This is a genomic window from Humidesulfovibrio idahonensis (assembly GCF_054657715.1).
On record NZ_BAAHYE010000002.1, the window covers coordinates 1191092 to 1216537 of the forward strand.

Genomic DNA, 25446 nt, shown 5'->3' on the forward strand with positions numbered 1-25446 from the left:
TTACTTGCTCTGGGCGTATTTCACGGCCGCGGTGATGAATTCGCGGAACAGCGGATGCGGCTTCATGGGGCCGGACTTGAATTCCGGATGGAACTGGCAGCCCAAAAACCAGGGATGCCCGGGCAGTTCCACAATCTCCACCAGAGCCTCGTCCGGAGAAAGGCCGGAAAGCACAAGCCCCTTCTGCTGCAACGCCTCGGCGTATTTCTTGTTGAACTCATAGCGGTGGCGGTGGCGTTCCTCGATGCGGGGCTCGCCGTAGGCTTCAAAGGCCTTGGTGTCCTTCACCAGCTTGCAGGGATAAGAGCCCAGACGCATGGTGCCGCCCTTGTTGGACTCCTCGTTGCGCTTCTCGACCTTCTTTTTGCGGAAGTCGTACCATTCCGTCATGAGGTAGATGACCGGATCGGGCGTGAACTCGTCGAACTCCTGGGAGTTGGCTTTTTCAAGCCCCAGCACGTTGCGCGAGTACTCGATGACCGCGCACTGCATGCCCAGGCAAATGCCGAAGAACGGCACCTGCTTCTCACGCGCGTATTTGATGGAAAGGATCTTGCCCTCGATGCCGCGCGAGCCGAAGCCGCCGGGCACCAGGATGGCGTCGAGCCCCTTGAGGCGCTTCTCCACGTTTTTGGCCGTGATCTCCTCGGAGTTCACGTATTCGAGGTCAAGGGCGACCTCATTGGCCACGCCGCCATGGACAAGGGCCTCGTGCAGGCTCTTGTAGGCTTCCTTCAAATCCACGTACTTGCCGACAATGCCGACCTTGACGCGGCTCTTGGGATTGGCGATGCGGCGGTTCAATTCCTTCCAGGCGTCCAGCTCCGCGTTCTTGGCGGGCAGCTTGAGCAGGATGGCGATCTTCTGGTCCACGCCTTCGCGGTAGTACTCCAGCGGAACCTCGTAAATGCTCTTCACGTCGATGGCGGAGAACACGGCGTCACGGTCCACGTCGCAGAACAGCGCGATCTTGGCCTTGAGCTCGGCGGGCAGAGGCACTTCCGAGCGACACAGGATGATGTCGGGCTGAATGCCGATGGCGCGCAGTTCCTTGACGCTGTGCTGGGTGGGCTTGGTCTTGAGCTCGCCGGCCGCGCGCATGTACGGCACCAGCGTCAGGTGGATGTACAGGACGTTTTCCTTGCCCAGGTCGTTCTTGAGCTGGCGGATGGCCTCCAGGAACGGCAGACCCTCGATGTCGCCCACGGTGCCGCCGATTTCGATGAGCGCCACGTCCTCGTCGTTCTGGGGGGCGTTCAGCACGGCGGCCTTGATCTCGTCGGTGATGTGCGGGATGACCTGCACGGTGCCGCCGAGGTAGTCGCCCCGGCGTTCCTTATTGATGACATTGTTATAAATGCGGCCCGAGGTGAAGTTGTTCTCCTGGCCCATGTGGATGCCCAGATAGCGCTCGTAATGCCCCAAATCCAGGTCGGTTTCGGCTCCGTCTTCGGTGACGTAGACTTCGCCATGCTGGAAGGGGTTCATGGTTCCGGGGTCCACGTTGATGTAGGGGTCGAGTTTTTGGATGGTGACCTTGAGGCCGCGCGCCTGCAAAAGCGCACCGATGGAAGCCCCGGAAAGGCCTTTGCCTAGCGAGGACAGCACGCCGCCGGTGATGAAAATAAATTTGGTCTTCATGCAAACACCCCTTCTGCCTGCTTCAGGTTATCTTTTCCGCGTGTTGACGACTTAAGCCCGCACACGTATTCTCATCGCCCGCGGGACCGGAATCTCTTAACCGTCCCCGCTCCCAGAGCCCAGGAGGACGTTCATGGCCCGCGTCAAAGCACTTGTTCTTACCGGATACGGCACCAATTGTGAACAGGAATCCGCACACGCAGCCCGGCAAGCCGGCGCCGACGAGGCGGATATCGCCTATTTTTCGGATATTTCGTCCGGTCACGTGCGGATGGAAAACTATAACTTCCTCATTTTTCCCGGTGGGTTCCTTGATGGAGACGACCTCGGTTCGGCACAAGCCGCAGCCCTGCGTTGGCGTTTTGCAAAAACTGCCACAGGCGATCCCGTCATCGACCAGTTGAAAGGCTTCATCGATGCCGGCGGCATCATCCTGGGCATCTGCAACGGCTTCCAGCTGCTGGTGAAGCTGGGCCTTCTGCCCGCCCTCGACGGCAAGTACTTCGAACGCCAAGTATCGCTTTCCAACAATGATTCCGCACGCTTCGAAGACCGCTGGGTACACCTTGGCGTCAATCCGAAGAGCCCCTGCGTGTTCACCAAGGGCATCGACAAGCTCTACCTGCCCGTGCGCCACGGCGAGGGCAAGATCGTTCCCCTCGACCAGGCCACCCTGGACGCGGTGGAGGCGAACAACCTCGTGGTCCTGCGCTACATCGACCCCGAATCCGGCCAGCCCACCATGGAGTACCCGCTGAATCCCAACGGCGCGGCAAACGCCATCGCGGGCCTCACGGATCCCACAGGCCGCATCATGGGCCTTATGCCCCACCCGGAGGCTTACAACCACGCGTGCAACCACCCCGGCTGGACGCGCGGCGAAACCTCCGCCCTGGGTCTGACCCTGCTCGAATCCGGCGTGCGCTACCTGCGCTCCCTGTAGGTTCAACGTGCGGCCAGCGCCCTGCCCGCCGCCCGCGCCGCCCGGACACGAAAACGGTCAGACGTGGCGCAGCCTCATGGCCCTGGCCTTTGACGAGGCCTGCCTGGCCGTGGCCGAGGCCGAACCCCCCGTCGGGGCGGTGCTCATCGACGCCCATGGCGAAGTGCTGGCCCGCGCGCACAACCAGACCATAACACAGCATGATCCCACGGCCCACGCGGAGGTGCTCTGCCTCCGCGCGGCCGGGGCCAAGCTGGGCAACCACCGCCTGCCCGGCTCCATCCTGCTCGTCACGCTGGAGCCCTGCATCATGTGCCTGGGCGCGCTGCTGCACGCCCGCGTGGCCGGCATCGTCTTCGCCGCCGCAGACCCCAAGGCCGGTGCGCTGGTGTCCAACCTCGACGGCGCGAACCTGCCTTTCGCCAATCACCGGCCATGGGTGCTGCAGGGCGTGCTCGCGGATGACTGCGGCGCGCTCTTGAAGCGCTTTTTCCTGGCCCGGCGCAAGTAGCCGGAACCCGCGAACACGATCGGCATTTCTACCGGACCTCGACGAGGCCGCCTTCCTCCGCGCGCAGGCGCGTCAGCACCCAGGTGAAGCCGATGCCAACGACGCAGACTCCGGCATCGGCTAAAAGCATGCCGTTGTACCCGGCCTGGTGCATGGCCCATGCGCCGAAAACCGGTCCCACGAAGTTGCCCACCTGAAGCGAAAGCATCATGAGATTGGAGTTGATGGCCTTGAAGCGCGGCGCGGAGATGTTGAACATGTAGCCGTACAGCGCCGGGGAGCCGAAGCCCATGCCGATGCCCATGGCCAGGGAAGAGGCGTACAATTGCCAGAGTTCGGTGGATCTTTCGGCCAGGATGAAGCTGACGGCGGAAAGGATGAACGTGAAGCGGATGAGGGCGATCTTGCCCACCTTGTCGAACAGGTGGGTGCCGAAGGCGCGGATGAAGATCATGCAGCACATCTGGATGGTGAAATAATAGCCCACATCCGCATACCCGCGCGAGAGGAACAGCCCCTTGGCCATGAAGAACAGGGAAGAGAAGGAGATGATGTACAGGGCGTTCAAAAGCAGCACCATGGCGATGGGAGCCTGGGCCGCGTTGCGGTACATGTCGGCGAAGGAGACCTTGGCCTCGTGCGGTGCGTCGCCCTGCCCTTTCCTTTGCCGCCGGGCGATGATGGCGACCAGCGCCACGCCGGGCACAAGCAGCAGGGAGGCGCCAAGGTATTCATAGGCCGGGGAGGACACAAGCGGCGCGGCCAGCCCGCACACCGCCGGCACGATGGAGTACGGCAGAAGCAGCGCCACGGAATAGAGGCTGAAGGCCTTGCCGCTGTGCTCTGGCGCAATGTGCGAAACCAACATGGTCATGCACGCGGCGGAAACGAGATATATGGCCACGCCGTTGGCCAGGCGCACGGCCAAAATCACGGGAATGCTCTCAGCGAACAAATAGACGGGACCACAGGCCAGCAGCATCAACGCACCCAGGCTGGCCAATTTCGGAGCGTTGCGCTTGTTCAGGTACGGGCTTGCGAACAGGAAGAAGGCGATGGTGGCCAGCGACGAGCTGCCGATGAGAAACCCGCGCCACTGGGGCGCGATGCCGACCTGCTGCAGATACTGATACAGATTGTAAAAGACCGTGATGTTGCAGTAAGTCAGAAACATCACCAGACAAATGGCCACAAAGTCGAAGTTCAGAAGCTTTTGGGTGCGTGTCATGGCTTTGGGGGTAGATGTTGTCTCGTTTACGGGCGGAAACGCAGGCCGTGCTCCAGAAACCCGGCCAGGGTTCTGCCGATCTGTTCAATATCCTGCGAGGAATACTCGGTCCTCTCGGCGAAGCGCAGAAAATTCCTGTTGCGCGAGAAGGCGCTGGCCATGGTGAACAGGGTGTAGGCCAGAACCCGGCTGTCGAACGAACCCACGGCGAAACCGCCGGAAAGCTCCACCAGGCGCGAAAATTCCTCCAGGCAGGGCTTGATCGCCTCGTCATACAAGGCGTCGAAGGCGGGCGTGGGCGTGATGAACTCCCGCTGCAGCAGCAGGCTCATCCACTGCGAACGCCTGGAGCTTAAAAGCGCGCCCACAAGCTTGGCCATGACCCGCTGCGTGCGCGCAAGGGGCTCTTCAGCCGCCGCGTCGCCTTCGTCCGTGACCGCATCGAACACGGCCCTGTATTGCCGGGCCAAATCGCCCGCCACACGGCGTACGACTTCACCATACAGCCCTTCCTTGCCGCCGAAGTGGAACGTGATGGCCGCTATGTTGGTTCCGGCCGCAGCGGCCAGCTCCCGCGTGCCCACGGCCTCGAAGCCCTTGACGGCAAAGAGCCGCAGCGCCTCGGCCAGCATCCTGTCACGGGTGATCTGCCCCTTGGCGACGCGCGTGTCTGATTTGACGGGTTCCGGCATGGCGCACTCCTTGACATCATTTGAACCGCGTTGTTCATTGCCGCGGCGGATGCCATATATGCCCGCGCAACAATGTAGTCAATCGAACGATTATGTTTTCCCCTGCACGATGTCGGTCTGGCATCACGCCAGCATAACGAAGCAAACAAGCCCAGTCCCCGATGAGGAGCCTGGGCTTTGCATGGATGCGCGGCAAGGGAGGACGGATGCCGTCCGCCGCCAAATAGTTCTGCTGACTGCTGCTCGTGGAAGCTGCTGCGGCAGCGATGGGAAAGCTCAGCCGCCTACCACCAGTATTCAGGATAGCGGCGGCCCGGCGTCAGGGCATTGGCCACAAGGGCCACAAGGAGCAGGACCAGCGCCCCCGCGAGAACCGGACACAGCACGAACAGATACCCCGATGCGGCGATCTTCGGTCCGGCCGTGGCGGCGATGAGCGCCGTGGCTCCTCCGGGCGGGTGCAGCGTCTTGGTCGCAAGCATGAGGGCGATGGCCAGAGACACGGCCAACGCCACCGAAAGCCAGGCGGGGTCTGGCAGGGCGAGGCGCACGCTCACCCCGACAATGGCCGAGAGGACGTGCCCGCCCACAAGGTTGCCGGGTTGCGCCAGCGGACTCTTTGGTGCGGCGTAAAGCAGCACGGCCGAGGCCCCGAAGGAGCCGATGATGAGCAGCGCGTCTTTGGGGTCGGCCACGTAGGTCTGTAGCAAGCCAAGAAGGCCGATTCCGGCGAAGGAGGCCAGGAAGGACGCCAGAATCTCCATGCTGCGGACACGGGGCGGGCTTTTTCCGGCACCGCGCATCTTCTCGAAGATGACCATGCAGCTACTCCTGGCCGGGGAAGGCTTGGCACACGCGCACCACGTCGCCGCGCGTCACGATCCCGGCCAGCATGCCCCCGATGGTCACCGGCAGCCGGTTGACACCATGCTCGGCCATGAGCCTGGCCGCCTCGCCCACGCTCGTCTCCGGCCCAAGGCACAAGGCCGGGGCCGTCATGATGTCGCGCGCGGTGAGTGCGGAAAAGTCGTCCGCGCGGCAGTGCCCGCCAAACACCAGGCCTGCCACCAGCTCCATGGGGGATGACTGCTTGGGCAGCCCCAGGCGCGGCAGAAAATCCTTTATGCTCACCACGCCGACGACGCGGCCGTTCTCGACCACAGGCGCGCCGGACACGCCGTTCTCCGCCAGCAGGCGCGCCACTTCAGACGCCGGGGTCAGCTCGTCCACGCTGTACACGGCGCGGGTCATGCACTCGCCAACGGTGAGGTGCAGGCGCACGCGCTCCTGCGCGTGGCGCAGCGCCACACGGTACAGCGCGAGGGCATTGTCCGGAGTGATGTCGAGGTAGCCTTCGACCTGGCTCATGGCTGCCAAAACGTCTTCAACATCCACGTCGCCCGCGTTGTCCTTCGGAGTATCCGTGTTGCGCATGCGTCCTCCTGTTTCGTTCGCATCGGGTCCAAGTGCCCGGCTCAAGGCTCGCGCCCGGAACATCGGCCTGCGATGCTCCGTCTGGACGCAACGCTCTCCATGCACGAGACCGGTGTTCATCTCGCTGCCGCTGCGCGGGATTGGCCCGCGCTGTGCCGGCACCAAGCTCCTGCCTCAAGAGTTCTCGGCGCGCCAACGCCGGAGCCAACATCTCAAACCTGGCCGCTGCCAGCCATGACCCAAGTCAATTTCTGCGAGTTGCCCGGATTTGCGCAGCCGATGCACGTGAAGGTCGCCAGGGAGCCCCTTGTGGGAACCTGGCAGGCGGAGAGCGCTGGTGACGCATGCGCTCACGACAGGGAATTTCATCCTGGAACGCGCAAGGATATGGCGTTGCCCCTGTGCGTCACATTTCTGAATCCCCCCAGGAAGAGGCTCATATTCCGTTATGCTGTACTCTAGATATAATCATGACTTTTTCTACATACTGTAATCATACATGAATAATGTTTTCGACAGACCACGCAAAAAGAAACGCGCCTGGCGGCGCGCTTCCTTCACAAGGTTGTTTTCGGTGAGGAATTAGAGGAAATCCGGGTCGATTGCGGCCTTGCCGCCGGCGAGCATGATCTTGAAATAACGCAGGGCGCGGTCATCCACCGGCACGATGGGGAAGCTCTTGCGGCAGGCGTCGCACTGGGCCATGGAAGGCCGCGTGGGCGCGATGAGGGTCACCTCGCGTCCGCAGTGGGGGCACTGGTAAAGAAAGATGATCTCCATGCCCGCCGGGCGGACGGGCGTGATGGGCTTGTTGCCGGGCATTGTGGCTCTCCCCTGCTCTGCGCCTAACCGGCGAAGAGGCTTGTTCCGCTCATGGCGGCGGGTTGCGTGAGGCCCCAGGAGGCCAGGATGGTGGGCGCGATGTCGCCCAGCTTGCCAGGCGCAAGCGCGCGGCCGCCATTGGCGTCGATGTGCAGCAAAGGCACGGAGTTGGTGCTGTGGGCGGTTTGCGGACCGCCGCTGGCGTCGAGCATCTCTTCGGCGTTGCCGTGGTCCGCAGTGAGGAAGACCTGTCCGCCGACCTCAAGGAAGGCGTTCACCAGTCGGCCCACGCATTCGTCCACAGTCTCGCAGGCCTTGATGACAGCGGGAATGATGCCGGTATGGCCGACCATGTCGAGGTTGGCCAGATTGCACACGCAAAGGTCGAACCCGGCCCGGCGCGCCAGCAGGGTCTCGGTGACTTCGCGGGCGCTCATTTCCGGCTTGTGGTCATAGGTGGGCACCTCGCGCGGGGAGGGGATGAGCACCCGTTCCTCGCCGGGGAGCGCTTCCTCCACGCCGCAATTGAGGAAATACGTCACGTGGGCATATTTCTCGGTCTCCGCGATGCGCAGCTGCTTGAGCCCGTTCTCGCTCGCCACCTGCCCCAGAAAGCCTTCCAGCGACTGCGGCGCAAAGGCCGCGGGCAGCGGGAACGTGGACTCATACTGCGTCATGGAGGCAAAGCAGGAAAGCTTGGGGCAGTAGGGACGCCTGAATTCTTTAAAGTCTTTTTCGAAAAAAGCGCGGCAGATTTGACGGGCCCTGTCCGCCCGGAAATTAAAGAAAAACAGGGCGTCGCCGTCTTGCATGGCGCCCACTGGCTGGCCGGAAGCGTCAACCACCACGCGGGGGTTGACGAACTCGTCCGTCTCGTCCGCCGCATAGGCGGCGCTGACCGCGCCAGCCGCGTCCGTGACCGCCACGCCCTGCCCGCAGGCAAGCGCCAAGTACGCGGGCTCGTTGCGCTCGTAATGCTTGTCGCGGTCCATGGCGTAATAGCGGCCGGTGACCGTGGCAATGCGCCCGGCGCCGATCTCGTCCAGCTTGCCTTGCAGGGCCTGGATGTAGCCGAGGCCGCTCTTGGGCGGGGTGTCGCGGCCGTCCAAAAAGGCGTGGATGAAGACTTCGCGCACGCCCTGCGCCTTGGCCAGGGCCACCAGGGCATGGATGTGGTTCTGGTGGCTGTGCACGCCGCCATCGGACACAAGCCCCATGAGGTGCAGACGGCCGGAACCGGCCTTGGCCTTGGCGCACAGGTCGAGCAGCACGGGGTTGGCGGCAAAGCAGCCGTCCTCCATGGCGATGTCGATGCGCGTCATGTCCTGGTAGACGATTCGGCCCGCGCCGATATTCATGTGCCCCACCTCGGAGTTGCCCATGAAGCCGCCGGGCAAGCCCACGGCCCGACCGGAACAGGCCAGGCTGGTGTGCGGATACTTGGCGAACAGACCGTCAAGCACGGGCGTTTGCGCCAGCGAAACGGCGTTGCCCGGGCCAGCGGGCGCGAGGCCGAAGCCGTCCAGAATGAGCAGCAGCGTGGGAGCGACGGGCATCAGTCTTCCCGCTGCACGCCGGTGGGCGCGTTCAGGCGCTTGCCCTCGGACCACAAGCCCTCGATGTTGTACAGGCGGCGCACATCATCCTGAAAAATATGGATGATGACGTCATTCAGGTCCACCAAAATCCACGACCCGGCCTCGTAGCCTTCTTTGCCGAAGGACACGAACTTCTGCTCCTTGGCGAGCTTGGTGGCGGCGTCGGCCAGGGACTGCGCGTGGCGCTGGCCGCGTCCGGTGACGATGATGATGTGCTCGGCAATGGGGCAAATGCCGGAGACGTCCAGCAGGATAATGTCCTCGCCCTGCTTCTCGTCAAGCAAGGTGGCCAGCATAAGGCTTTTCTGGTCCGTGGGGACTGAGGGAGTCGTCGGCAGGCTCGGTTTCTTTTTCATGGTTCCTCTTGCCGCTCGCGCGGCGTGTGCTTCGCCAGGCTTGTACTGAAAACGGGGCATAAGCGCAATCGGCTTGCGCCCTACCCGCCCGCCACGAGCAAACGCCCCCAGCGCAGCCAAAGCCACAGCGCGGCAATGGCGAAGCTCGCCAGGGTGACGGGCAGCCCCACGCGCAGATGCTTGCGCCAGGTGATGAACACGCCAAGCTGCGCGGCCTGCTCCGCCACGATGAGATTGGCGATGCTGCCCAGCAGAAACAGGTTGCCGGCAAAGGTGCTAACCAGGGCCAGCAGCAGCTTATCCTGGGGCGTGGGGCTGATGGGCAAGAGCAGCATCACCGCGGGCACGTTCGAAATAACGTTGGAGAGGGCCGCGGTGAGGGCGAAAAGCCAGCCCGGCGCCGCCATGTCGATGCCCATGGAACGGATTGCGTCAAACAATCGCTCGAGCAAGCCCGCCTGCGCCACGGCGAAGTTCACCACGAACAGGCCGAGGAAGAGCAGCAGAAGCTGCCAGTCCACCAGGGCGAAGACCGAGCGCGATGCGGTGCGGCGGCTGAAGAGCACCAGCGCGCCAACGCTCAAGGCCACGACCTCGCGCGGGACAGGCAAAAACAAAAAAGCGAACAAAGCGAGGGCCAGCAGCAGGCAGCCCTTGAGGCTTTGCCAGGGCTGAAAAGCCACCGCGGCCACGGGCGCCACCTGCCGCTCAAGCCGCCAATCCCCGCGAGTCAGCATGAGGATGATGCCCCAGGCGACCGCGAGGCTAGCGCAGACAGGCGGCAGGGAGTCGAGCACGAACGCGCCGAAGGGCAGCGCGCCCACCTGACCGATGAGCATGTTCTGCGGATTGCCGATGAGCGTTGCGGCCGAGCCGATATTGGCCGCGCAGGCCAGGCCGAGGAGGAACGGCACAGGGTTCAGTCCGCGCTTCAGGCAGCCCTCGGCCAGAATGGGCGTCATGGCCAGGCAGACGATGTCGTTGACCAGCACGGCGGAGAGCCCGGCCCCGGCGGTCATGACCAGCAGCAGCAGCCCCTGGGGCGAAAGCCCGGCCTGGGCCACGCGCCGGGCCAGCAGGGTGTAGAACCCGGCCAGCCGCAGTTGCGCCGAGACAAGCATGAGGCCGAAGAGCAGGCTCATGGTCGGCATGTCCACAGCCGCCCAGGCCTGGCGCGAGCTGAGCACGCCACCGGCGAGCAGGGCCACGGCTCCGAGCAGCGCCACGCCGGACCGGTCCACGGCGAGCCACGGCAAGCGCCCCAGCACCATGCCCAGGTACACCACGGCAAAGACGGTCAGCACATAATCCTGCATCATCGTGTGCAAGCAATGCCTTATCCACCGCCACCGCGCAAGGGTTCAACCGCCGCAAGAACCTGCCCATTTTGCGCGCCTTCCTTGACGGCCAAACACGATTCGGGCAAGGAATCTCCATGTTGCATCAGCTTCGAAACCATCCCCGCGCCTTCCTCTGCGGTTAGCCGCCGGGACCGTGGCGTGGTTTCAGCGGGGCGACGCGAGAATCCAGCCATGGGCATACGGGACGGGACGACCCGTATGCGGGTGGTTGCCCGCTTTGCGCAAATCAGCCCTTGCAGCCCGCCCGCTGCGTTTCCTTCCAAGGAGGACCGGCCATGATTTTTGACGTTGAACACGAAACAATGCCCCGCGAGGAGCTTGAAAAGCTCCAGCTCAGGCGTTTACAGAACGTCGTGGCGCGCGTGTACGAGAACGTGCCCTTCTACCGCAAGAAGCTCGACGAGCGCGGCGTGAAGCCGGAACACATCCAGAAACTTTCCGACGTCGCCCTTTTGCCCTTCACCGAGAAGCAGGACCTGCGCAACCACTATCCCTTCGGCATGTTCGCGGTCAGCCGCGAGAACATCGTGCGCATCCATTCCTCCTCCGGCACCACGGGCAAGGCCACTGTCGTCGGCTACACCAAGCGCGACATCAAGAATTGGGGCCTGATGATCGCCCGCTCCCTGGCCGCGGCCGGGGCCACCTCGGGCGACTTCGTGCACAACGCTTACGGCTACGGCCTGTTCACCGGCGGGCTCGGCATCCACAACGGAGCCGAGGAACTGGGCGCCACGGTCATTCCCATCTCCGGCGGCGGCACCCGCAGGCAGGCCATGCTCCTGCGCGACTTCGGCGCCACGGTGCTCACCTGCACCCCCTCCTACGCCATGCACCTGTACGACGCCGCCAAGGAAATGGGCATCGACATCAAGGAACTGCCCCTGCGCATCGGCATCTTCGGCGCCGAGCCCTGGACCGATTCCATGCGCACCGAGATTGAGAACAAGCTCGGCATCACCGCCATCGACATCTACGGCCTGTCCGAGATCATGGGACCCGGCGTGGCCATCGAGTGCGCCCGTGTGAAAAAAGGCCTGCACATTCAAGAAGACCACTTCCTGGCCGAGATCATCGACCCGGAAACCGGCGACGCCAGGGCCCCGGGCGAAATGGGCGAGTTGGTCTTCACCACGCTGACCAAGGAGGGCATTCCCCTTCTGCGCTACCGCACGCGCGACCTGAGCCGCCTGAACACCGCTCCCTGCCGCTGCGGACGCACGACCGCGCGCATGGAGCGTGTGACCGGGCGCAGCGACGACATGCTCATCATCCGCGGCGTCAACGTGTTCCCCTCGCAGATCGAGACCATTCTGCTGGAGACCGATGGCCTGACCCCGCACTACCAGCTCATCATCAACCGCGAGGGCACCCTGGACACCATGGAGGTGCGCGTGGAGATCGACGAGGCGGTGTTCTCCGACCAGATCAAGAATTTACAACGCCTCGAAACCAAGATAGAAAAGAACATCAAGGAATTCCTGGGCGTCACCGCCAAGGTGAAGCTTGTGGAGCCCAAAGCCATTGAGCGCAGCGAAGGCAAGGCCAAGCGCATCGTCGACATGCGCAAGAGCCAGGCGTAGCCCGCCCGGACGAACAACGTTCCGGGCCTGAGCAACCAAACCAAGCGAGGACAATCATGAAGGTTGATCAACTCTCCATCTTCCTGGAAAACCGCGCCGGTCGCCTGGCCGAGGTCACCCGCATCCTGGCCGATTCCGGCGTGAACATCCGCGCCCTGTCGCTCGCCGACACCTCGGACTTCGGCATCCTGCGCCTCATCGTGTCCGACTTCGACAAGGCCAAGGAAAACCTCAAGGCCGGCGGCTTCACCGTGGGCCGCACCACGGTCGTGGCCGTGGAGGTGCCGGACCATCCGGGCGGGCTCAACAGCATCATGGAGATGCTGCGCGAGGCCAAGATCAACGTGGAATACATGTACGCGTTCGTGAACCAGACCAAGGCCAACGCCATCATCATCTTCCGCTTCGACCGCACCGACCAGGCCATCGAGCTGCTGCAGAAGAACAACATCGCCATCATTCCCGGCGAACAGCTTTACAAGATGTAAGAGACAAGGGGGAGCTTCGGCTCCCCTTCCTCATTATGAACAACAGCACGCCCCCCCCCTCTCGCCCCGGCAAGACCGCCCCGGACGACCGGCCGGCCATCAACGCCGAGTGGCTGGCGCACATGCTTGAAGCCAAGCCGGATTTCCTCAAGCGCCTCTTCGAGGTGTTCATGAACGAGGAGCCCGTGCGCTTGGCCGCGCTTGTCGCAGCAGTTGTCATGTCTGATGTGGAGCAGGTGCGCTACCTTGCGCATTCCCTCAAGGGCGCCGCGGCCACAATGGGCATGGAGCGCCTGCGCGACGCCTGCCGCGAGCTGGAGTTTGCGGCCAAGGACGGAGACAGCGCCGCCATCTCGGCCCGCTTGGTGCCGGTGACGCAGGAGATGGAGTCGGTCTTCGCGCTCATGCGGCGTGTGATGACGCCCGTGTGAAACGCCGCAATGACCGGACGCACATATGCAGCACTTCTGGACACCGCTTGAAGAGATCTTCGACGCCCCGTCTGCTTGCATCGCCCCCTGAACCTAGCTATCGTACTCAAGCGAAAACGCATAACGACACACAATCCACGGGGACAAGCAATGGCAAAAATTGAAAAAATTCTTCTGGACCTGTTTCTGCATCCAGTCAAAAGCTACAGATCCTTCGAGCGCTCTCTCATCAAGACACCTTTCTTCGCACGCCGCATCACCAAACGCTTCCATCAACTTTACTATGGCAACGAGAAGCGCACTTGGGGCGACACCAAGTGGATGGGCGTGCCCGTGCTCAAGTGCCCCCTGGACCTTTGGATATACCAGGAGATTCTGTTCGAGGTGCGCCCCGACGTACTCATCGAATGCGGCACTGCCTCTGGCGGAAGCACCATTTACTTCGCCAACTTATTTGATTTGCTTGGCAATGGCAAAGTCGTCACCATCGACATCAATGATTACCCACGTCCCAAGCACGCACGCATCAACTACCTGCTGGGCTCATCCACGGCGCCGGAGATTTTCGAGAAGGTCAAGGAATTCATCAAACCTGGCGACACCGTCATGGTTGTGCTCGACTCCGACCACTCAAAACAACATGTTCTGAACGAAATGCTCCTGTACTCGCCGCTGGTAAGCAAAAACAGTTACTTAACGGTGGAGGACAGCAACCAGAACGGCAACCCTGTCTCGCCTTACTCCGGCCCTGGCCCCATGGAAGCCATTGAGGAGTTCATGGCAACCAACCGCGAGTTCAAGGTGGATGACTACCGCGAAAAGTTCTACCTTTCCTTTAACCCAAAGGGATATCTGAAGCGCATCGCCTAAGCGAGACGACTACCGCGACAAAAAACGCCGGGACTCATGATGAGACCCGGCGTTTTGTTTTGTGTGGCGCTGGTATGGAAGCGGCGGCTAGAACAGGTCGGCCATGCCGTAAAGCTTGCCCGGCTCCTTCTTGGCCAGCCATTTGGCGGCGCGCAGGGCGCCCTGGGCAAAGGTCTCGCGCGAGTGCGCCCGGTGCGTCACCTCGATGCGCTCGCCCGGGCCGAAGAAATAGGCCGTGTGGTCGCCCACAACATCGCCGCCGCGCAGGGCCACGACGCCAAGCTCCTTCTCGCCGCGCGGGCCGATGATGCCGTCGCGGCTGTGCTTCTTGACCTCGTCGTAGTCCCAGCCGCGCGCCTCGGCCATGCACTGGGCCAGCTTGAGCGCCGTGCCGCTGGGCGCGTCCTTCTTGCGGTTGTGATGGATCTCCATCATCTCCATGTCGTAGTCCGGGCCAAGCATCTGCACCAGCATGGGCAGCACCTTGAGCAGCACGTTCACGCCCACGCTCATGTTCGGCGCCAGAAACACCGGCACCTGCTTGGCCGCTTCCTCAAGCAGGGCGATCTGCCCCGGCTTGAGTCCCGTGGTGCCGACGACGATGGGGTTGCCGTGGTGTTTGCATATGCCCACATGCTCCACCGTGGCCTCGGGCGAGGTGAACTCCACCACGACAGCGCGCGGCGACTGGGGCAGCACGTCGTCGAGGTCGGCGGAGACCAGGCAGTCCAGGCTCTCCAACTCGGTGAGCCGGTCCGTGCGCTCGATGACGGCTTTCAAGGCGAGGTCCGCGTCCTGCTGGGCCAAGCGCACGAGGGTTGCGCCCATGCGGCCGCAGCCGCCCATGACGATGACGTCGGTGATGAGGTCAGTGCTCATATGAAGTCCTCCGGGTGTCGGGGTGGCGATGACGTTTGCGATTACGGTGCGGTGAGTCCATGCTGCCGCAGCATATCCAAAAATTGTGGGAAGTCCAAGACGGTCACGCCGAGGTCGCGCGCTTTGGCCAGCTTGCTTCCGGCCTCCTCGCCCGCGACGACATAGTCCACCTTGTGGGAAACCGAGCCGGAGCAGGACGCGCCGAGGCTCTCGACCAATGCCTGGGCCTGGGGGCGGCTCATGCCCGGCAGACCTCCGGTGAACACAAAGGTCCTGCCAGTCAGGGGCAGGTTCGCGGCATCGGCCGGCTGCCCGCCGCGGGGCCACACGCCAAGCTCCTTGAAGCGGGTGAGCATGGCCTCATTGCCCTCGTTGGCGAAAAAGGCGCGGATGCTTGCAGCCACCTTGGGGCCCACGTCTTTGAGCTTCATGAGCTCGGCCTCGTCCGCCTGGCGGAACTCGTCCATATCCGCAAAGCGCCGCGCCAGTTCCTTGGCCGTCTGCTCGCCAACGTCCTCAATGCCCAGCGCGCTGATGAACTTGGCCAGTGTGGCGTTCTTGCCGCCCTCGGCCACGGAGGCCACGAAGTTCTCCGCGCTTTTGGCGCCCATGCGCTCGAAGCCCTGCAACTGCCGGGCGGTCAGAACAAAGAGATCCGCGGGCGATTTGAGCAGACCGGCCTGGGCCAGCCGCTCAATCCATTTTTCGCCCACGCCGTCCATGCCGAGCCCGGCCTTGGAGACGAAGTGCACTATGCCCAGCACCACGCGGGCCGGGCAGGCGTGATTGGGGCAATAGGTGAACTTGTCCTCGGCCACCACCTCGCTGCCGCACACCGGGCAGTGGGCAGGGAATTCAAAGGGCGCATCGCGCTCCGCGCCCTCAACGATCACCGGCTCCACCACCTGGGGGATCACGTCGCCCGCGCGTTGGATCACCACCTGATCGTTGACGCGGATGTCCTTGGCGCGGATGTGGCTCAGGTTGTGGAGCGTGGCGCTGGAGACCTCGACCCCGGCCACGCGAACGGGCGCAAGCTCGGCCACGGGCGTGAGCACTCCTGTGCGGCCCACCTGGATGTTGATGGCCTTGAGCAGCGTGGTGACCTGCTCGGCAGGGAATTTGAGGGCCAGCGCCCAGCGCGGCGCGCGCGCGGTCTGACCAAGTAATTGCTGCAGGGCCAGGTTGTTCACCTTGGCCACAACGCCGTCTATCTCAAAGGGCAAGGTGTGGCGGCGCTCCTGCAGGTCCAGATAAAAGCGGGCAACATCCTCGACGGAAGTGCAAACACGCGCTCCTGGGGCAGTGGCCAGGCCCAGGGCCGCGACGCCGCGCATGACGGCCTCCTGCGTGGTCCAAGCGGGAGCGGCCTCGCCAGCGCCCCACTCCACCCGGCCGACGCCGTAAGCGAGAAAACGCAAGGGCCGCGCGGCCACGATGTTCGGGTCAAGCTGGCGGATGCTGCCGGCGGCGGCATTGCGCGGGTTGGCGAAGGCCTTTTGCCCGGCGCGCTGCTGCGCCTCATTCAAGGCGGCGAAGTCCGCCACGCCCATGACCACCTCGCCACGCACGTCGATGAGCGCGGGCGCGGAGCCGGAGGCCCGCAGCAATTGGCCGCGCAGGTTGCGCAGCATGCGCATGTTGGCGGTCACGTCCTCGCCGGTCTCGCCGTCGCCGCGTGTGGAGGCCACAAGAAGCGCGCCGTTCTCGTACGTCACCTCGCCCGCAAGGCCGTCCATCTTGGGCTCGACCCAAAACTCGGCCAGGGTTGCCAGCGGATCGGGAATGGCGAGCCGCAGTTGATTCAGGCTCTCCAAAGTCAGCGCGCCGCCCATGCGCACCAGCGGCAACAGCGAACGCGAGGCGCCCAGCCGTCCGGCCCTTGCGGCCAGAGCTTCCCAGCCCAAAGGCGCGGCCGTATCCTGCGCGGGCGCGAGCAGGCAGTCGGTGACCATCTTGCGGATCTCCGTGCCCAGGGCTGTGCGCTCGTCCTTCTTCTTATCCGGGCTGGTGGTGAACGACCGGCCGATGCCCTTCTCGATGTCCGCCAGAATCACATCGGTGAGGGCGTCGCGGAAGGCGTTGGGCAGCTTCACCTCGGCAAACTCGCGCCACTCGTCCAGGTTCATGGCGTTGTCCAGGCTCAGCAGCGGCATGGCGTGCCGATGCGCGGCAAAACCGGCGGCCACCTGTCCGCCAACGCGGCGCGTGGGCGAATTGGGATCGGCCAGCTCCGGGTGCGCGGCCTCCAGGGCGGCAAGCTCGCGGAACAGGGCGTCGTACTCGGCGTCCGTTATCTCCGGGCTGTCCAGCACGTAGTAGCGGTGGTTGTGGTATTCCAGCAGTTCGCGCAGTTCGCTCGCGCGCTGCAGTCCGGGGCTTTGGGACATGGCGGAGCTCACAGCGTCTGGCTCACCCGGGCAAGGTCCACAGGCCTGCCAACGGTGATGAGGGTGTCGTCCGCCAAAATGAGCTCCTTGGGGCCGGGATTGAAGACGAGTTCCCCGGTGGCGCGCTTGATGGCGACGACGATGAGATCAAAATCCTGGCGCAGGCGCGATTCCATGAGATTTTTGCCCGCCAGGGTCGAAGTCTGTTTGATGATGAGTTCTTCCAGCTGCAGGTCGATGTTGCCGCGCACAGCGAGGTCGATGAAGTCCGTCACCGTGGGCCGCAGCACGCTGTTGGCCATGCGCACGCCGCCGATGAGATGCGGCAGCACGACCTTGTTGGCGCCGGCGAATTCCAGCCGGGTGATGTGCGAGGCGTTGTTGGCCCGGGCAACGATGAAGATGCCGGGGTTGAGCTGCCGGGCGGTCAGGGTCACGTAGACGTTGGCGGCTTCGTCCGTCAGCGCGGTGACGATTGACTTGGCGCGCTTGATGCCCGCGGAGACAAGCAGGCCGTCGTCCGTGGCATCGCCCGCAAGGTGCATGATGCCCTCGCGCTTGAGCTGCTCCACCAGCTTCTCATCGTTTTCAATGACAACGACATCGGAGCTGGCCTTGAGGATCTCCTGCACGACGACGCCGCCGATGCGGCCGTAGCCGCACACGATGTAATGATTATCCAGCTTGTCTATGCGCCGTTGCACTTTGCGCCTCCACAAAAGCTTGTTCAGGTGCCCGTCAACCAGCATCCGCGAAAAGGAGCTGACGATGTAGGCGAAGTTGCCCACGCCGCAGATGATGATCATGGCCGTCAACAGCCGCGCCCTGTCCGAAAGGGGGTGTATCTCGCCAAAGCCGACCGTGGAGAGCGTGATGACCATCATGTAGAAGCTTTCGATAAAGCTCCAGCCTTCCACGAACATGAAGACGCAGAGGCCGACGGCGAACACCACGCACATGAGGCACAGGCCCAGCACGAACTGGAACAGCGGTCCCCATTTGTCTTGAATGGCCCGGATGCGGGCGGTGTTCAGCGACAAAGCCATTTATTCCCCCAGTTGCAGCAGGCGTTCGCGCAGGGCCAAAACGCGGTCGCGCAGGCCGGCCGCGCGCTCAAACTCAAGCTCCTTGGCCGCTTCGCGCATCTCGCGCTCCAGCGCGCCGATTTCCTTCTTGAGCCGCTTGGGGTCAAGTTCGCGCAGCAGCTCGTCGGCGGTGGGCTCCTGGCCCTCCGGCGCCACGTGCGCGGCCAAAGCCCCAAGCAGATTGTCCAAGCCCTTGATGATGGTCTGCGGCGTGATGCCGTTTTCCGCGTTGTACTGAAGCTGCTTCTCTCTTCTGCGGGCCGTCTCGTCAAGGGCCGCGCGCATGGAGGGCGTCACCGAGTCCGCATACAACAACACCCGGCCGCCGGCGTTGCGCGCGGCGCGGCCAAAGGTCTGGATGAGCGAGCGCGTGCTGCGCAGGAAGCCTTCCTTGTCCGCGTCCAGAATAGCTACAAGGGAAACCTCCGGAATGTCGAGTCCTTCCCGCAGCAGATTGATGCCCACGAGCACGTCGAACTCGCCTGTGCGCAGCGCCTGGATGATGGCCATGCGCTCCAGGGTCTCGATGTCGGAGTGCAGGTAGCGCGTGGTGACGCCCATCTGGTTCAGGTAGTCGGTCAGGTCCTCGGCCATACGCTTGGTGAGGGTGGTGACGAGCACGCGCTCGCCCTTGGCCACGCGCAGCTTGCACTCGCCCAGCAGGTCGTCCACCTGGCCGGACACGGGCCGTATGTCGATCTCCGGATCCACAAGGCCCGTGGGACGGATGACCTGCTCCACCACAAGCCCCTGGCTGCGCTCCAGCTCCCAGGGGCCGGGCGTGGCCGAGATATACACAGCCTGGTTCAAACGCTTTTTGAATTCCTCGAAGTTCAGCGGACGGTTGTCCAGGGCGCTTGGCAGCCGGAAGCCGAAGTCCACCAACGTGCTCTTGCGCGAGAAGTCGCCGTTGAACATGCCCCCCACCTGCGGAACGGTGATGTGGCTCTCGTCGAGGAAGAACAGGAAGTCGTCTGGGAAATAGTCGATGAGCGTGGCCGGCGGATCGCCCGGAGCGCGGCCGTCGAGGTGCCTCGAATAGTTCTCGATGCCGTTGCAGTAGCCAAGCTCCTCGATGGTCTCCAGGTCGAACATGGTGCGCTGCTCCAGGCGCTGCGCCTCCACAAGCTTGCCCTGGGCGCGGAACTCGGCCAGACGCAGCTGCAATTCCTCGCGTATGGCGTCCGTGGCGCGCTTGAGGTTGTCCTGGTCGGAAACATAGTGGCTGCCGGGATAGATGACAGTTTTGCGCAGGGTTGCCAGCACCTGTCCGGTCAGGGGGTCCGTCTCCTGGATGCTCTCGATCTCGTCGCCGAAGAAGCTGACGCGCAGGGCCTTTTCCCGGCTGTAGGCCGGAATGAGCTCCAGGGCGTCGCCGCGCACGCGGAAGGTGCCGCGGTGGAAGTCCATGTCGTTGCGCTCGTAGTGGACCTCCACAAGCCGCCCGATCAGGGTCTCAAGGGACATCTGCTGCCCCGCCTCCACGGGAATGATCATCTTGGCGTAGTATTCCGGCGAGCCCAGGCCGTAGATGCAGGACACGGAAGCAACGATGAGCACGTCGCGCCGGGTCAGCAGCGCATGGGTCGCCGCGTGGCGCAGCTTGTCGATGTCGTCGTTGATGCTGGAGTCTTTTTCAATGTATGTGTCGGAGTGCGGCAGGTAGGCTTCCGGCTGGTAATAGTCGTAATAGCTGACGAAATACTCGACGGCGTTGTTGGGAAACAGCCCCTTGAACTCGTTGAAGAGCTGGGCGGCCAGGGTCTTGTTGGGGGCCAGCACCAGAGCCGGACGGTTCAGCTGGGCCACAAGGTTGGCCACGGTGAAGGTCTTGCCGGAGCCGGTGACGCCGAGCAGCACCTGGTCGCGCACGCCGGCCTTGATGTTGGCCGCGAGTTCGGCGATGGCCGCTGGCTGGTCGCCCTTGGGCGTAAAATCGCTGACGAGTTCAAATGGCTTCGACATGATATCCTGTCCTTACGAGGCTGCGCCCCTTGTGCGGGGGGGGCAAAATCACTACAGTCATCCCCAAGAACCAAGCCGGAGGCCGACCGTGGAAATACAGATCATTCCCCCCACTTCCCCTTTGCCCATAGACCGCGCCCATGCGGTGTCCATGACCATAAAAAGCTTCAAGGGCCGCCGCGACGTCGAGGTGCACCTTTTCCGCCACACCTGGGACCCGGAGGAGGAAGAAGCCATCGACTGGGACCAGCTGCTGGCCGCACCGGGCATGAGCGAAGCGCCGGAAGCGGCGGGAAGCCGCAAGGTCGTGCTGGAGGCGCTGACAGCCGAGGAACGCGACCAGACCATCGCCTACCTGCATGAGCATTACGCCAACAGGCTTTCGGCCATCACCTCAAGCCCCATCCCCTTCCCCATTCCCATCGGCCTCATGGCCCTTTCGGACTTGAGCGAAGGCAAGAGCATCGGCTTCATCCACTTCGAACGCATTCCCCACTTCAAATTGGGCTTCGCCCTGCGCGGGTTCTACGATTTGAGCCAGCACCCGCCCATCGTGGAGACCTCGACCACCGCCGGCTGAGGCCTGTCACGCCCGCGCCACATTCCGGGCGCGGCTTGTGACCACAGTGCATTTATCCTAGAAAAGACGTCCCAGGGCCAAACCGGCGACTATGGAGACAACGCCCAGCACGGTCTGGCCCGTAATGTTCGAGGCGGCGGCGAACCATTGCCCGTTCTGCATCAACGCCACGGACTCGAACATGTATGAGGAAAATGTCGTATATGCGCCCATGAAGCCGGTCAGGGCATACAGACGCATGTCGCCGGGCAGGCCGCTGCGATTCTCCACAATGGCGTAAACCAAGCCAAAGAGCAGGCAGCCGGTGATGTTCACAACGAAATTGCCAAAGGGAAAGCCCTCTCCGGCAAGACGCTGAAAAACGCCGCCGACCCAGAACCGGGCAAGCGTCCCGGCGGAACCGGCAAGGCAGAGAAACAGGTATTTCTGGAACATGAAAAGCCCCCGCAAGCGCCTATCCGGCGCGAGGGAACCCTAGCAGCCCGGCCCAAAGGAGAAAAGCGGAAAAATGCCACTGGAAATCGAGATCAAATACCTGGACGTGGACCACGACGCCCTGCGCCGTCGCCTCAAGGATCTCGGCGCCCACTTCATCAGCCGGGGCTTTGAGGCCAACGTGGTGTACGACGACGCCCTGCGCGGCCTCAAGGCCAAGGGGACCCTTTTGCGCCTGCGCGAGAAGAACAGCCGTTTTGTCCTGACGCTGAAGCGCAGCGCGGCCGAGCAATCCGCCACGGCGAAGATCTACGAGGAGGCCGAAACCGAGATAGCCAACGCTCCGGCCCTGCGCGAGATCCTGTCCGGCCTGGGCTACGAGCCTGCCCTGCGCTACGAGAAGCTGCGCGAAAAATGGCAGCACCTGGGGTGCGAGGTCTGCCTCGATACCCTGCCCTTTGGCGCCTTTGCCGAAATCGAAGGCGACGAGGCCGGCATCGCGGCCTGCGCCAGCGCCCTTGAACTGCCGCCGGAAAAAGCCTCAAAGGCGACCTACCACGACCTGAACCGGCTCCACAGGGAAAAGGCAGGCCTGCCGCCCGACGAATCCTTTGTCTTCAATGACGAGGAAAAATCCAGGATTCTCGCGCGCCGGGCAACGGACTAGGCATCCCCCCCTCGACAACGGCAATCCAATGCCTAACATTTCAGCATGCAACATATGAAACACGTTGGGAGCACCATTTCATGAGCGGGCAAACCGAGACGCGCCAGGCGCCGGATCTGGATTTTGCGAACGAGACCCGCGAGCCACGGCGCTTCAAGGTGCTGTTGCACAACGATGACTATACCACCATGGACTTCGTGGTCCACGTGCTGGAGCGCGTGTTCCACAAACCCGAACACGAGGCCATGAACATCATGCTGGCCGTGCACAAGAAAGGGTTCGGCGTCTGCGGTGTTTTTACCGCCGAAGTGGCGGAGACAAAGGTGGATACGGTTCATAGCATGGCCAGGGCCGCGGGGTTTCCTCTGCGCGCCAGCCTGGAGGAGGTTTAGCGGGATGTTGAGCAAGGGACTTGAAGCCGTTCTCGCCAGCGCGTTCCACGAGGTCAGAAACCGCCGCCACGAATATCTGACCCTGGAGCACCTGCTCTACGCCATGACCGGCGAACCCGTGGGCAGCAACATCCTCGACGCCTGCGGCGCCGACGTGGACCGCTTGCGCCTCCAGCTCGAAGGCTTTTTCCGCGACCACATGGACCAGCTGCCTGAAGGCACCGACACCGAGGTCGTGCAGACCTTGAGCGTGCGCCGCGTCATGCAGCGCGCCGTGTGGCAAAAGGAATCCTCCGGCAAGGGCCTTGTGGAGGTGGGCGACGTCATCGCCGCCATGTTCGAGGAGGAAGACTCCTTTGCCGTGCATTTTCTGGCCAGCCACGGCGTCACGAGGCTCGACGTGCTCGAGTACATCTCCCACGGCCTGCGCGACCCGGCCGACGCCGGCGATGACGAAGGCGCCGCGCATCCCGGCCCTAGGACCGAAACCCCGCAGCGCAAGAACCCCCTTGAGGAGTTCACCCGCGACCTGACCGCCAAGGCCAAGGCCGGCGAGATCGATCCCATCATCGGCCGCGCGGCCGAGCTGGAACGCACCATCCAGGTGCTGGCCCGCCGCCGCAAGAACAACCCCATTCTGGTGGGCGACCCCGGCGTGGGCAAGACGGCCCTGGCCGAGGGCCTGGCGCTCTTGATCGCCCAGGGCAAGGTGCCCAGCCAGTTCACCGATGCGCAAGTGTTCGCCCTGGACATGGGCGCGCTGCTCGCCGGCACCAAGTACCGCGGCGACTTCGAGGCCCGGCTCAAGGGCGTGCTGGCGGAGCTCAAGCGCATCCCCAACGCCATCCTCTTCGTGGACGAGATCCACACCATCGTGGGTGCTGGCGCGGTTTCCGGCGGCAGCATGGATGCCTCGAACATCCTGAAGCCCTTCCTGGCCGCGGGCGAGGTGCGCTGCATCGGGTCCACGACCTTTGAGGAATACCGCAATAATTTCGAGAAGGACCGCGCGCTTTCGCGCCGTTTCCAGCGCATCGACCTTGTGGAGCCCAGCGTGGACGAAACCGTGGACATCCTCAAGGGCCTCAAGCCCTACTATGAGGAATTCCACGGCGTTGTGTACACGCCGCCCGCCCTGCGCTCCGCGGCCGAACTCTCCGCCCGCTACATCACCGAGCGCTTCCTGCCCGACAAGGCCATCGACGTGCTGGACGAGGCCGGGGCGCAGTTCAAGCTCTCCACCCGCCCGCGCAAGAACTCGCGCATCGGCGTGCAGGACGTGGAGCGCGTGGTGGCGCGCATGGCGCGTATTCCGGCCCGCCGCCTCACCGGCACGGACAAGGACCGCCTGCGCGATCTGGAAGTGGAGATCAAGAAGTCCGTGTTCGGCCAGGACGAGGCCGTGGGCATTCTGTGCAAGGCCATTCGCCGCTCGCGCGCGGGCATGAAGCAGCCGGGACGACCCCTGGGCGCGTTTTTGCTCACCGGCCCAACGGGCGTGGGCAAGACCGAACTCTCCAAGCAGCTGGCCAATGTCATGGGCGTGCAGTTCCTGCGCTACGACATGAGCGAATACATGGAGAAGCACGCGGTTTCGCGGCTCATCGGCGCGCCTCCGGGCTACGTGGGCTTCGACCAGGGCGGCCTGCTCACCGAGGCCGTGCGCAAGAACCCGCACTGCGTGGTGCTCTTCGACGAGATCGAAAAGGCGCACCCGGACGTGTTCAACATCCTCCTACAGGTGATGGACTACGCCACCCTGACCGACAACACCGGGCGCAAGGCCGACTTCCGCCACGCGGTGCTGCTCATGACCTCCAACGCCGGAGCCCAGGAGCTGGCCAAGGGCGGGCTGGGCTTTACGCGCAACGAGCACGCCGACCGCAAGAGCGGCTCGCTCAAGGCCATTGAGCGCCTGTTCAGCCCGGAGTTCCGCAACCGGCTCGACGCCGTCATCCCCTTCGGCTCGCTGAACCGCGAGATCATGCTGCGCGTGGTGGACAAGCACATCAGCGAACTGGCCGACCAGCTCAAGGAGCGCCGCGTCAACATCCGCCTGACGGAAGCCGCGCAGAACCGCCTGGCCGTGCTGGGCTATGACCAGGCCTTCGGCGCGCGGCCCATGGCCCGCGTGGTGCAAGTGGAGATCAAGGACGCCATCGCCCCGGAGCTGCTCTTTGGCAGTTTGCAAAAGGGCGGCGAGGTGCTGGTGGATCTTGCGCCGGGCACGGACATCGAGGCGCCGGCCAAGGCCGGGGCGTCCAGCTGCGGCACCTGCTCCGGCGAATTCGTCTTCCGCTACACGGCGCTTGAGGCGCAGCAAGCCCAGCGCCCGGAACCAGCACTGGCGCAGTGACCATCTATCGCCTCTTTGACGAGCCGGTGTTCCCTGACCCGGCAGAGGCGGACCCGGACGGTCTGCTGGCCATCGGCGGCGACCTTTCGCCGCAGCGGCTGGTTGCGGCCTACGCCCATGGCATCTTCCCCTGGTACTCGCAGGGGTCGCCCATCCTGTGGTGGTCGCCGGACCCGCGTCTTGTGCTCTTTCCCACGGAACTGCACGTGCCCGGCAGCCTGCGGCGCGTGCTCAACGCCCAGCGCTTTCACTTCACCCTCGATCAGGCCTTCGGCCAGGTCATCCGCGCCTGCGCGGCCACGGCCAGGCCGGAGCAGGACGGCACCTGGATCATGCCGGAGATGATCGCCGCATACGAGGGCCTGCACGCCCTTGGCCTGGCGCACAGCGCGGAGGCCTGGCGCGACGGCGCGCTTGTGGGCGGCGTGTACGGCGTCACCCTCGGCAGCGTCTTCTTCGGCGAGTCCATGTTCCACAAGGAGCCGGACGCCAGCAAGGCGCTCTTCGCCACTCTGGTGCGCTGGCTTGCGGCGCGCGGCTGCACGCTCATCGACTGCCAGCAGACCACGGCGCATTTGTTGCGCTTCGGCGCGCGCGAGATAGGACGGCGGGAATTCCTCGATCGTGTGGCGGCGGGGCTGTGCTGCAACGCCCTCACGGGCGCGTGGCGGACGGAAGTGGACGGCAAGGAATTCGGGTCTTAGATCTTCTTGGAAAACGTCGCACCCCGCGACGGCAG

At 63.7% G+C, this 25446-nt stretch carries 25 protein-coding genes; 11 read left to right on the forward strand and 14 right to left on the reverse strand.

Annotation, left to right across the window (positions count from 1 at the left end):
* Window positions 1-1641: a CTP synthase gene (gene pyrG, locus ACYQ4W_RS05855; protein ID WP_459853940.1), complete on the reverse strand. Its 1641-nt coding sequence runs from the start codon at window positions 1639-1641 to the stop codon at window positions 1-3.
* 133 nt (window positions 1642-1774) lie between these two features.
* On the opposite strand from pyrG, the gene ACYQ4W_RS05860 reads away from it, so the two are divergent.
* Together ACYQ4W_RS05860 and ACYQ4W_RS05865 are read left to right on the forward strand one after the other, a co-directional pair.
* Window positions 1775-2584: a phosphoribosylformylglycinamidine synthase subunit PurQ gene (locus ACYQ4W_RS05860; RefSeq protein WP_459853942.1), complete on the forward strand. Its 810-nt coding sequence runs from the start codon at window positions 1775-1777 to the stop codon at window positions 2582-2584.
* A 76-nt stretch (window positions 2585-2660) separates the two neighbouring features.
* Window positions 2661-3095: a nucleoside deaminase gene (locus ACYQ4W_RS05865; protein ID WP_459853944.1), complete on the forward strand. Its 435-nt coding sequence runs from the start codon at window positions 2661-2663 to the stop codon at window positions 3093-3095.
* 28 nt (window positions 3096-3123) lie between these two features.
* Here ACYQ4W_RS05865 and ACYQ4W_RS05870 read toward each other — a convergent pair whose 3' ends face one another.
* From ACYQ4W_RS05870 to ACYQ4W_RS05905, 8 genes are all read right to left on the reverse strand, one after another.
* Complete coding sequence (locus ACYQ4W_RS05870) at window positions 3124-4323, reverse strand: MFS transporter (RefSeq protein WP_459853946.1); 1200 nt, start codon at window positions 4321-4323, stop codon at window positions 3124-3126.
* A gap of 26 nt (window positions 4324-4349) precedes the next feature.
* Window positions 4350-5015: a CerR family C-terminal domain-containing protein gene (locus ACYQ4W_RS05875; RefSeq protein ID WP_459853948.1), complete on the reverse strand. Its 666-nt coding sequence runs from the start codon at window positions 5013-5015 to the stop codon at window positions 4350-4352.
* Between the two features lie 284 nt (window positions 5016-5299).
* Window positions 5300-5836 (reverse strand): HPP family protein, encoded by a 537-nt coding sequence (locus tag ACYQ4W_RS05880; protein WP_459853950.1) that lies wholly within the window; start codon window positions 5834-5836, stop codon window positions 5300-5302.
* 4 nt (window positions 5837-5840) lie between these two features.
* Entirely contained in the window at window positions 5841-6449 is a 609-nt protein-coding gene (locus ACYQ4W_RS05885; RefSeq protein ID WP_459853952.1) for a CBS domain-containing protein, read from the reverse strand.
* Between the two features lie 582 nt (window positions 6450-7031).
* Window positions 7032-7271 carry a hypothetical protein gene (locus ACYQ4W_RS05890; protein ID WP_459853954.1) on the reverse strand — a complete coding sequence of 80 codons (240 nt, stop codon included), beginning with the start codon at window positions 7269-7271 and terminating at the stop codon, window positions 7032-7034.
* Between the two features lie 23 nt (window positions 7272-7294).
* Window positions 7295-8827 carry a 2,3-bisphosphoglycerate-independent phosphoglycerate mutase gene (gene gpmI, locus ACYQ4W_RS05895; protein WP_459853956.1) on the reverse strand — a complete coding sequence of 511 codons (1533 nt, stop codon included), beginning with the start codon at window positions 8825-8827 and terminating at the stop codon, window positions 7295-7297.
* The gene (gene rsfS / locus ACYQ4W_RS05900) at window positions 8827-9225 is read right to left on the reverse strand and encodes a ribosome silencing factor (protein WP_459853958.1); all 399 of its coding nucleotides are present in this window, start codon (window positions 9223-9225) and stop codon (window positions 8827-8829) included. The genes gpmI and rsfS overlap by 1 nt, the downstream gene beginning before the upstream one ends.
* A gap of 80 nt (window positions 9226-9305) precedes the next feature.
* Window positions 9306-10544, reverse strand: a complete 1239-nt coding sequence (locus ACYQ4W_RS05905) for an SLC13 family permease (protein ID WP_459853960.1) — start codon at window positions 10542-10544, stop codon at window positions 9306-9308.
* A gap of 317 nt (window positions 10545-10861) precedes the next feature.
* On the opposite strand from ACYQ4W_RS05905, the gene ACYQ4W_RS05910 reads away from it, so the two are divergent.
* From ACYQ4W_RS05910 to ACYQ4W_RS05925, 4 genes are all read left to right on the forward strand, one after another.
* Window positions 10862-12169, forward strand: coding sequence for a phenylacetate--CoA ligase family protein (locus ACYQ4W_RS05910; protein WP_459853962.1), 1308 nt, complete (start codon window positions 10862-10864; stop codon window positions 12167-12169).
* A gap of 56 nt (window positions 12170-12225) precedes the next feature.
* A complete protein-coding gene (locus ACYQ4W_RS05915; RefSeq protein ID WP_459853964.1) occupies window positions 12226-12657 on the forward strand; it encodes an ACT domain-containing protein in 432 nt (143 codons plus the stop codon).
* 35 nt (window positions 12658-12692) lie between these two features.
* Entirely contained in the window at window positions 12693-13088 is a 396-nt protein-coding gene (locus ACYQ4W_RS05920) for an Hpt domain-containing protein (RefSeq protein ID WP_459853966.1), read from the forward strand.
* A gap of 150 nt (window positions 13089-13238) precedes the next feature.
* A complete protein-coding gene (locus ACYQ4W_RS05925) occupies window positions 13239-13958 on the forward strand; it encodes a CmcI family methyltransferase (RefSeq protein ID WP_459853969.1) in 720 nt (239 codons plus the stop codon).
* Between the two features lie 87 nt (window positions 13959-14045).
* On the opposite strand, the gene dapB is transcribed toward ACYQ4W_RS05925, so the two are convergent.
* The 4 genes from dapB to uvrB are packed head-to-tail and all read right to left on the reverse strand — an operon-like array spanning window position 14046 to window position 20277.
* Window positions 14046-14837, reverse strand: a complete 792-nt coding sequence (gene dapB, locus ACYQ4W_RS05930; RefSeq protein ID WP_459853971.1) for a 4-hydroxy-tetrahydrodipicolinate reductase — start codon at window positions 14835-14837, stop codon at window positions 14046-14048.
* 41 nt (window positions 14838-14878) lie between these two features.
* The gene (gene ligA, locus ACYQ4W_RS05935; protein ID WP_459853973.1) at window positions 14879-17227 is read right to left on the reverse strand and encodes an NAD-dependent DNA ligase LigA; all 2349 of its coding nucleotides are present in this window, start codon (window positions 17225-17227) and stop codon (window positions 14879-14881) included.
* An 8-nt stretch (window positions 17228-17235) separates the two neighbouring features.
* The gene (locus ACYQ4W_RS05940; protein WP_459853975.1) at window positions 17236-18273 is read right to left on the reverse strand and encodes a potassium channel family protein; all 1038 of its coding nucleotides are present in this window, start codon (window positions 18271-18273) and stop codon (window positions 17236-17238) included.
* On the reverse strand, window positions 18274-20277 hold the full coding sequence (uvrB, locus tag ACYQ4W_RS05945; protein WP_459853978.1) for an excinuclease ABC subunit UvrB: 2004 nt from the start codon (window positions 20275-20277) through the stop codon (window positions 18274-18276).
* A gap of 88 nt (window positions 20278-20365) precedes the next feature.
* On the opposite strand from uvrB, the gene ACYQ4W_RS05950 reads away from it, so the two are divergent.
* Window positions 20366-20857 carry a hypothetical protein gene (locus ACYQ4W_RS05950; RefSeq protein WP_459853980.1) on the forward strand — a complete coding sequence of 164 codons (492 nt, stop codon included), beginning with the start codon at window positions 20366-20368 and terminating at the stop codon, window positions 20855-20857.
* A 57-nt stretch (window positions 20858-20914) separates the two neighbouring features.
* On the opposite strand, the gene crcB is transcribed toward ACYQ4W_RS05950, so the two are convergent.
* Window positions 20915-21292 carry a fluoride efflux transporter CrcB gene (gene crcB / locus ACYQ4W_RS05955; RefSeq protein ID WP_459853983.1) on the reverse strand — a complete coding sequence of 126 codons (378 nt, stop codon included), beginning with the start codon at window positions 21290-21292 and terminating at the stop codon, window positions 20915-20917.
* 73 nt (window positions 21293-21365) lie between these two features.
* Here crcB and ACYQ4W_RS05960 point away from each other — a divergent pair, with 73 nt between their 5' ends.
* The 4 genes from ACYQ4W_RS05960 to aat all read left to right on the forward strand — a co-directional run bounded on the left by ACYQ4W_RS05960 (window position 21366) and on the right by aat (window position 25411).
* Window positions 21366-21959 (forward strand): class IV adenylate cyclase, encoded by a 594-nt coding sequence (locus tag ACYQ4W_RS05960; protein ID WP_459853985.1) that lies wholly within the window; start codon window positions 21366-21368, stop codon window positions 21957-21959.
* Window positions 21960-22039: 80 nt separating this feature from the next.
* Window positions 22040-22351, forward strand: a complete 312-nt coding sequence (locus tag ACYQ4W_RS05965) for an ATP-dependent Clp protease adaptor ClpS (protein ID WP_459853988.1) — start codon at window positions 22040-22042, stop codon at window positions 22349-22351.
* Between the two features lie 4 nt (window positions 22352-22355).
* Window positions 22356-24707, forward strand: a complete 2352-nt coding sequence (clpA, locus tag ACYQ4W_RS05970; protein ID WP_459853990.1) for an ATP-dependent Clp protease ATP-binding subunit ClpA — start codon at window positions 22356-22358, stop codon at window positions 24705-24707.
* Complete coding sequence (gene aat / locus ACYQ4W_RS05975; protein ID WP_459853993.1) at window positions 24704-25411, forward strand: leucyl/phenylalanyl-tRNA--protein transferase; 708 nt, start codon at window positions 24704-24706, stop codon at window positions 25409-25411. Before clpA ends, aat begins: the two co-directional genes overlap by 4 nt.
* The last annotated feature ends 35 nt before the right edge of the window (window positions 25412-25446 follow it).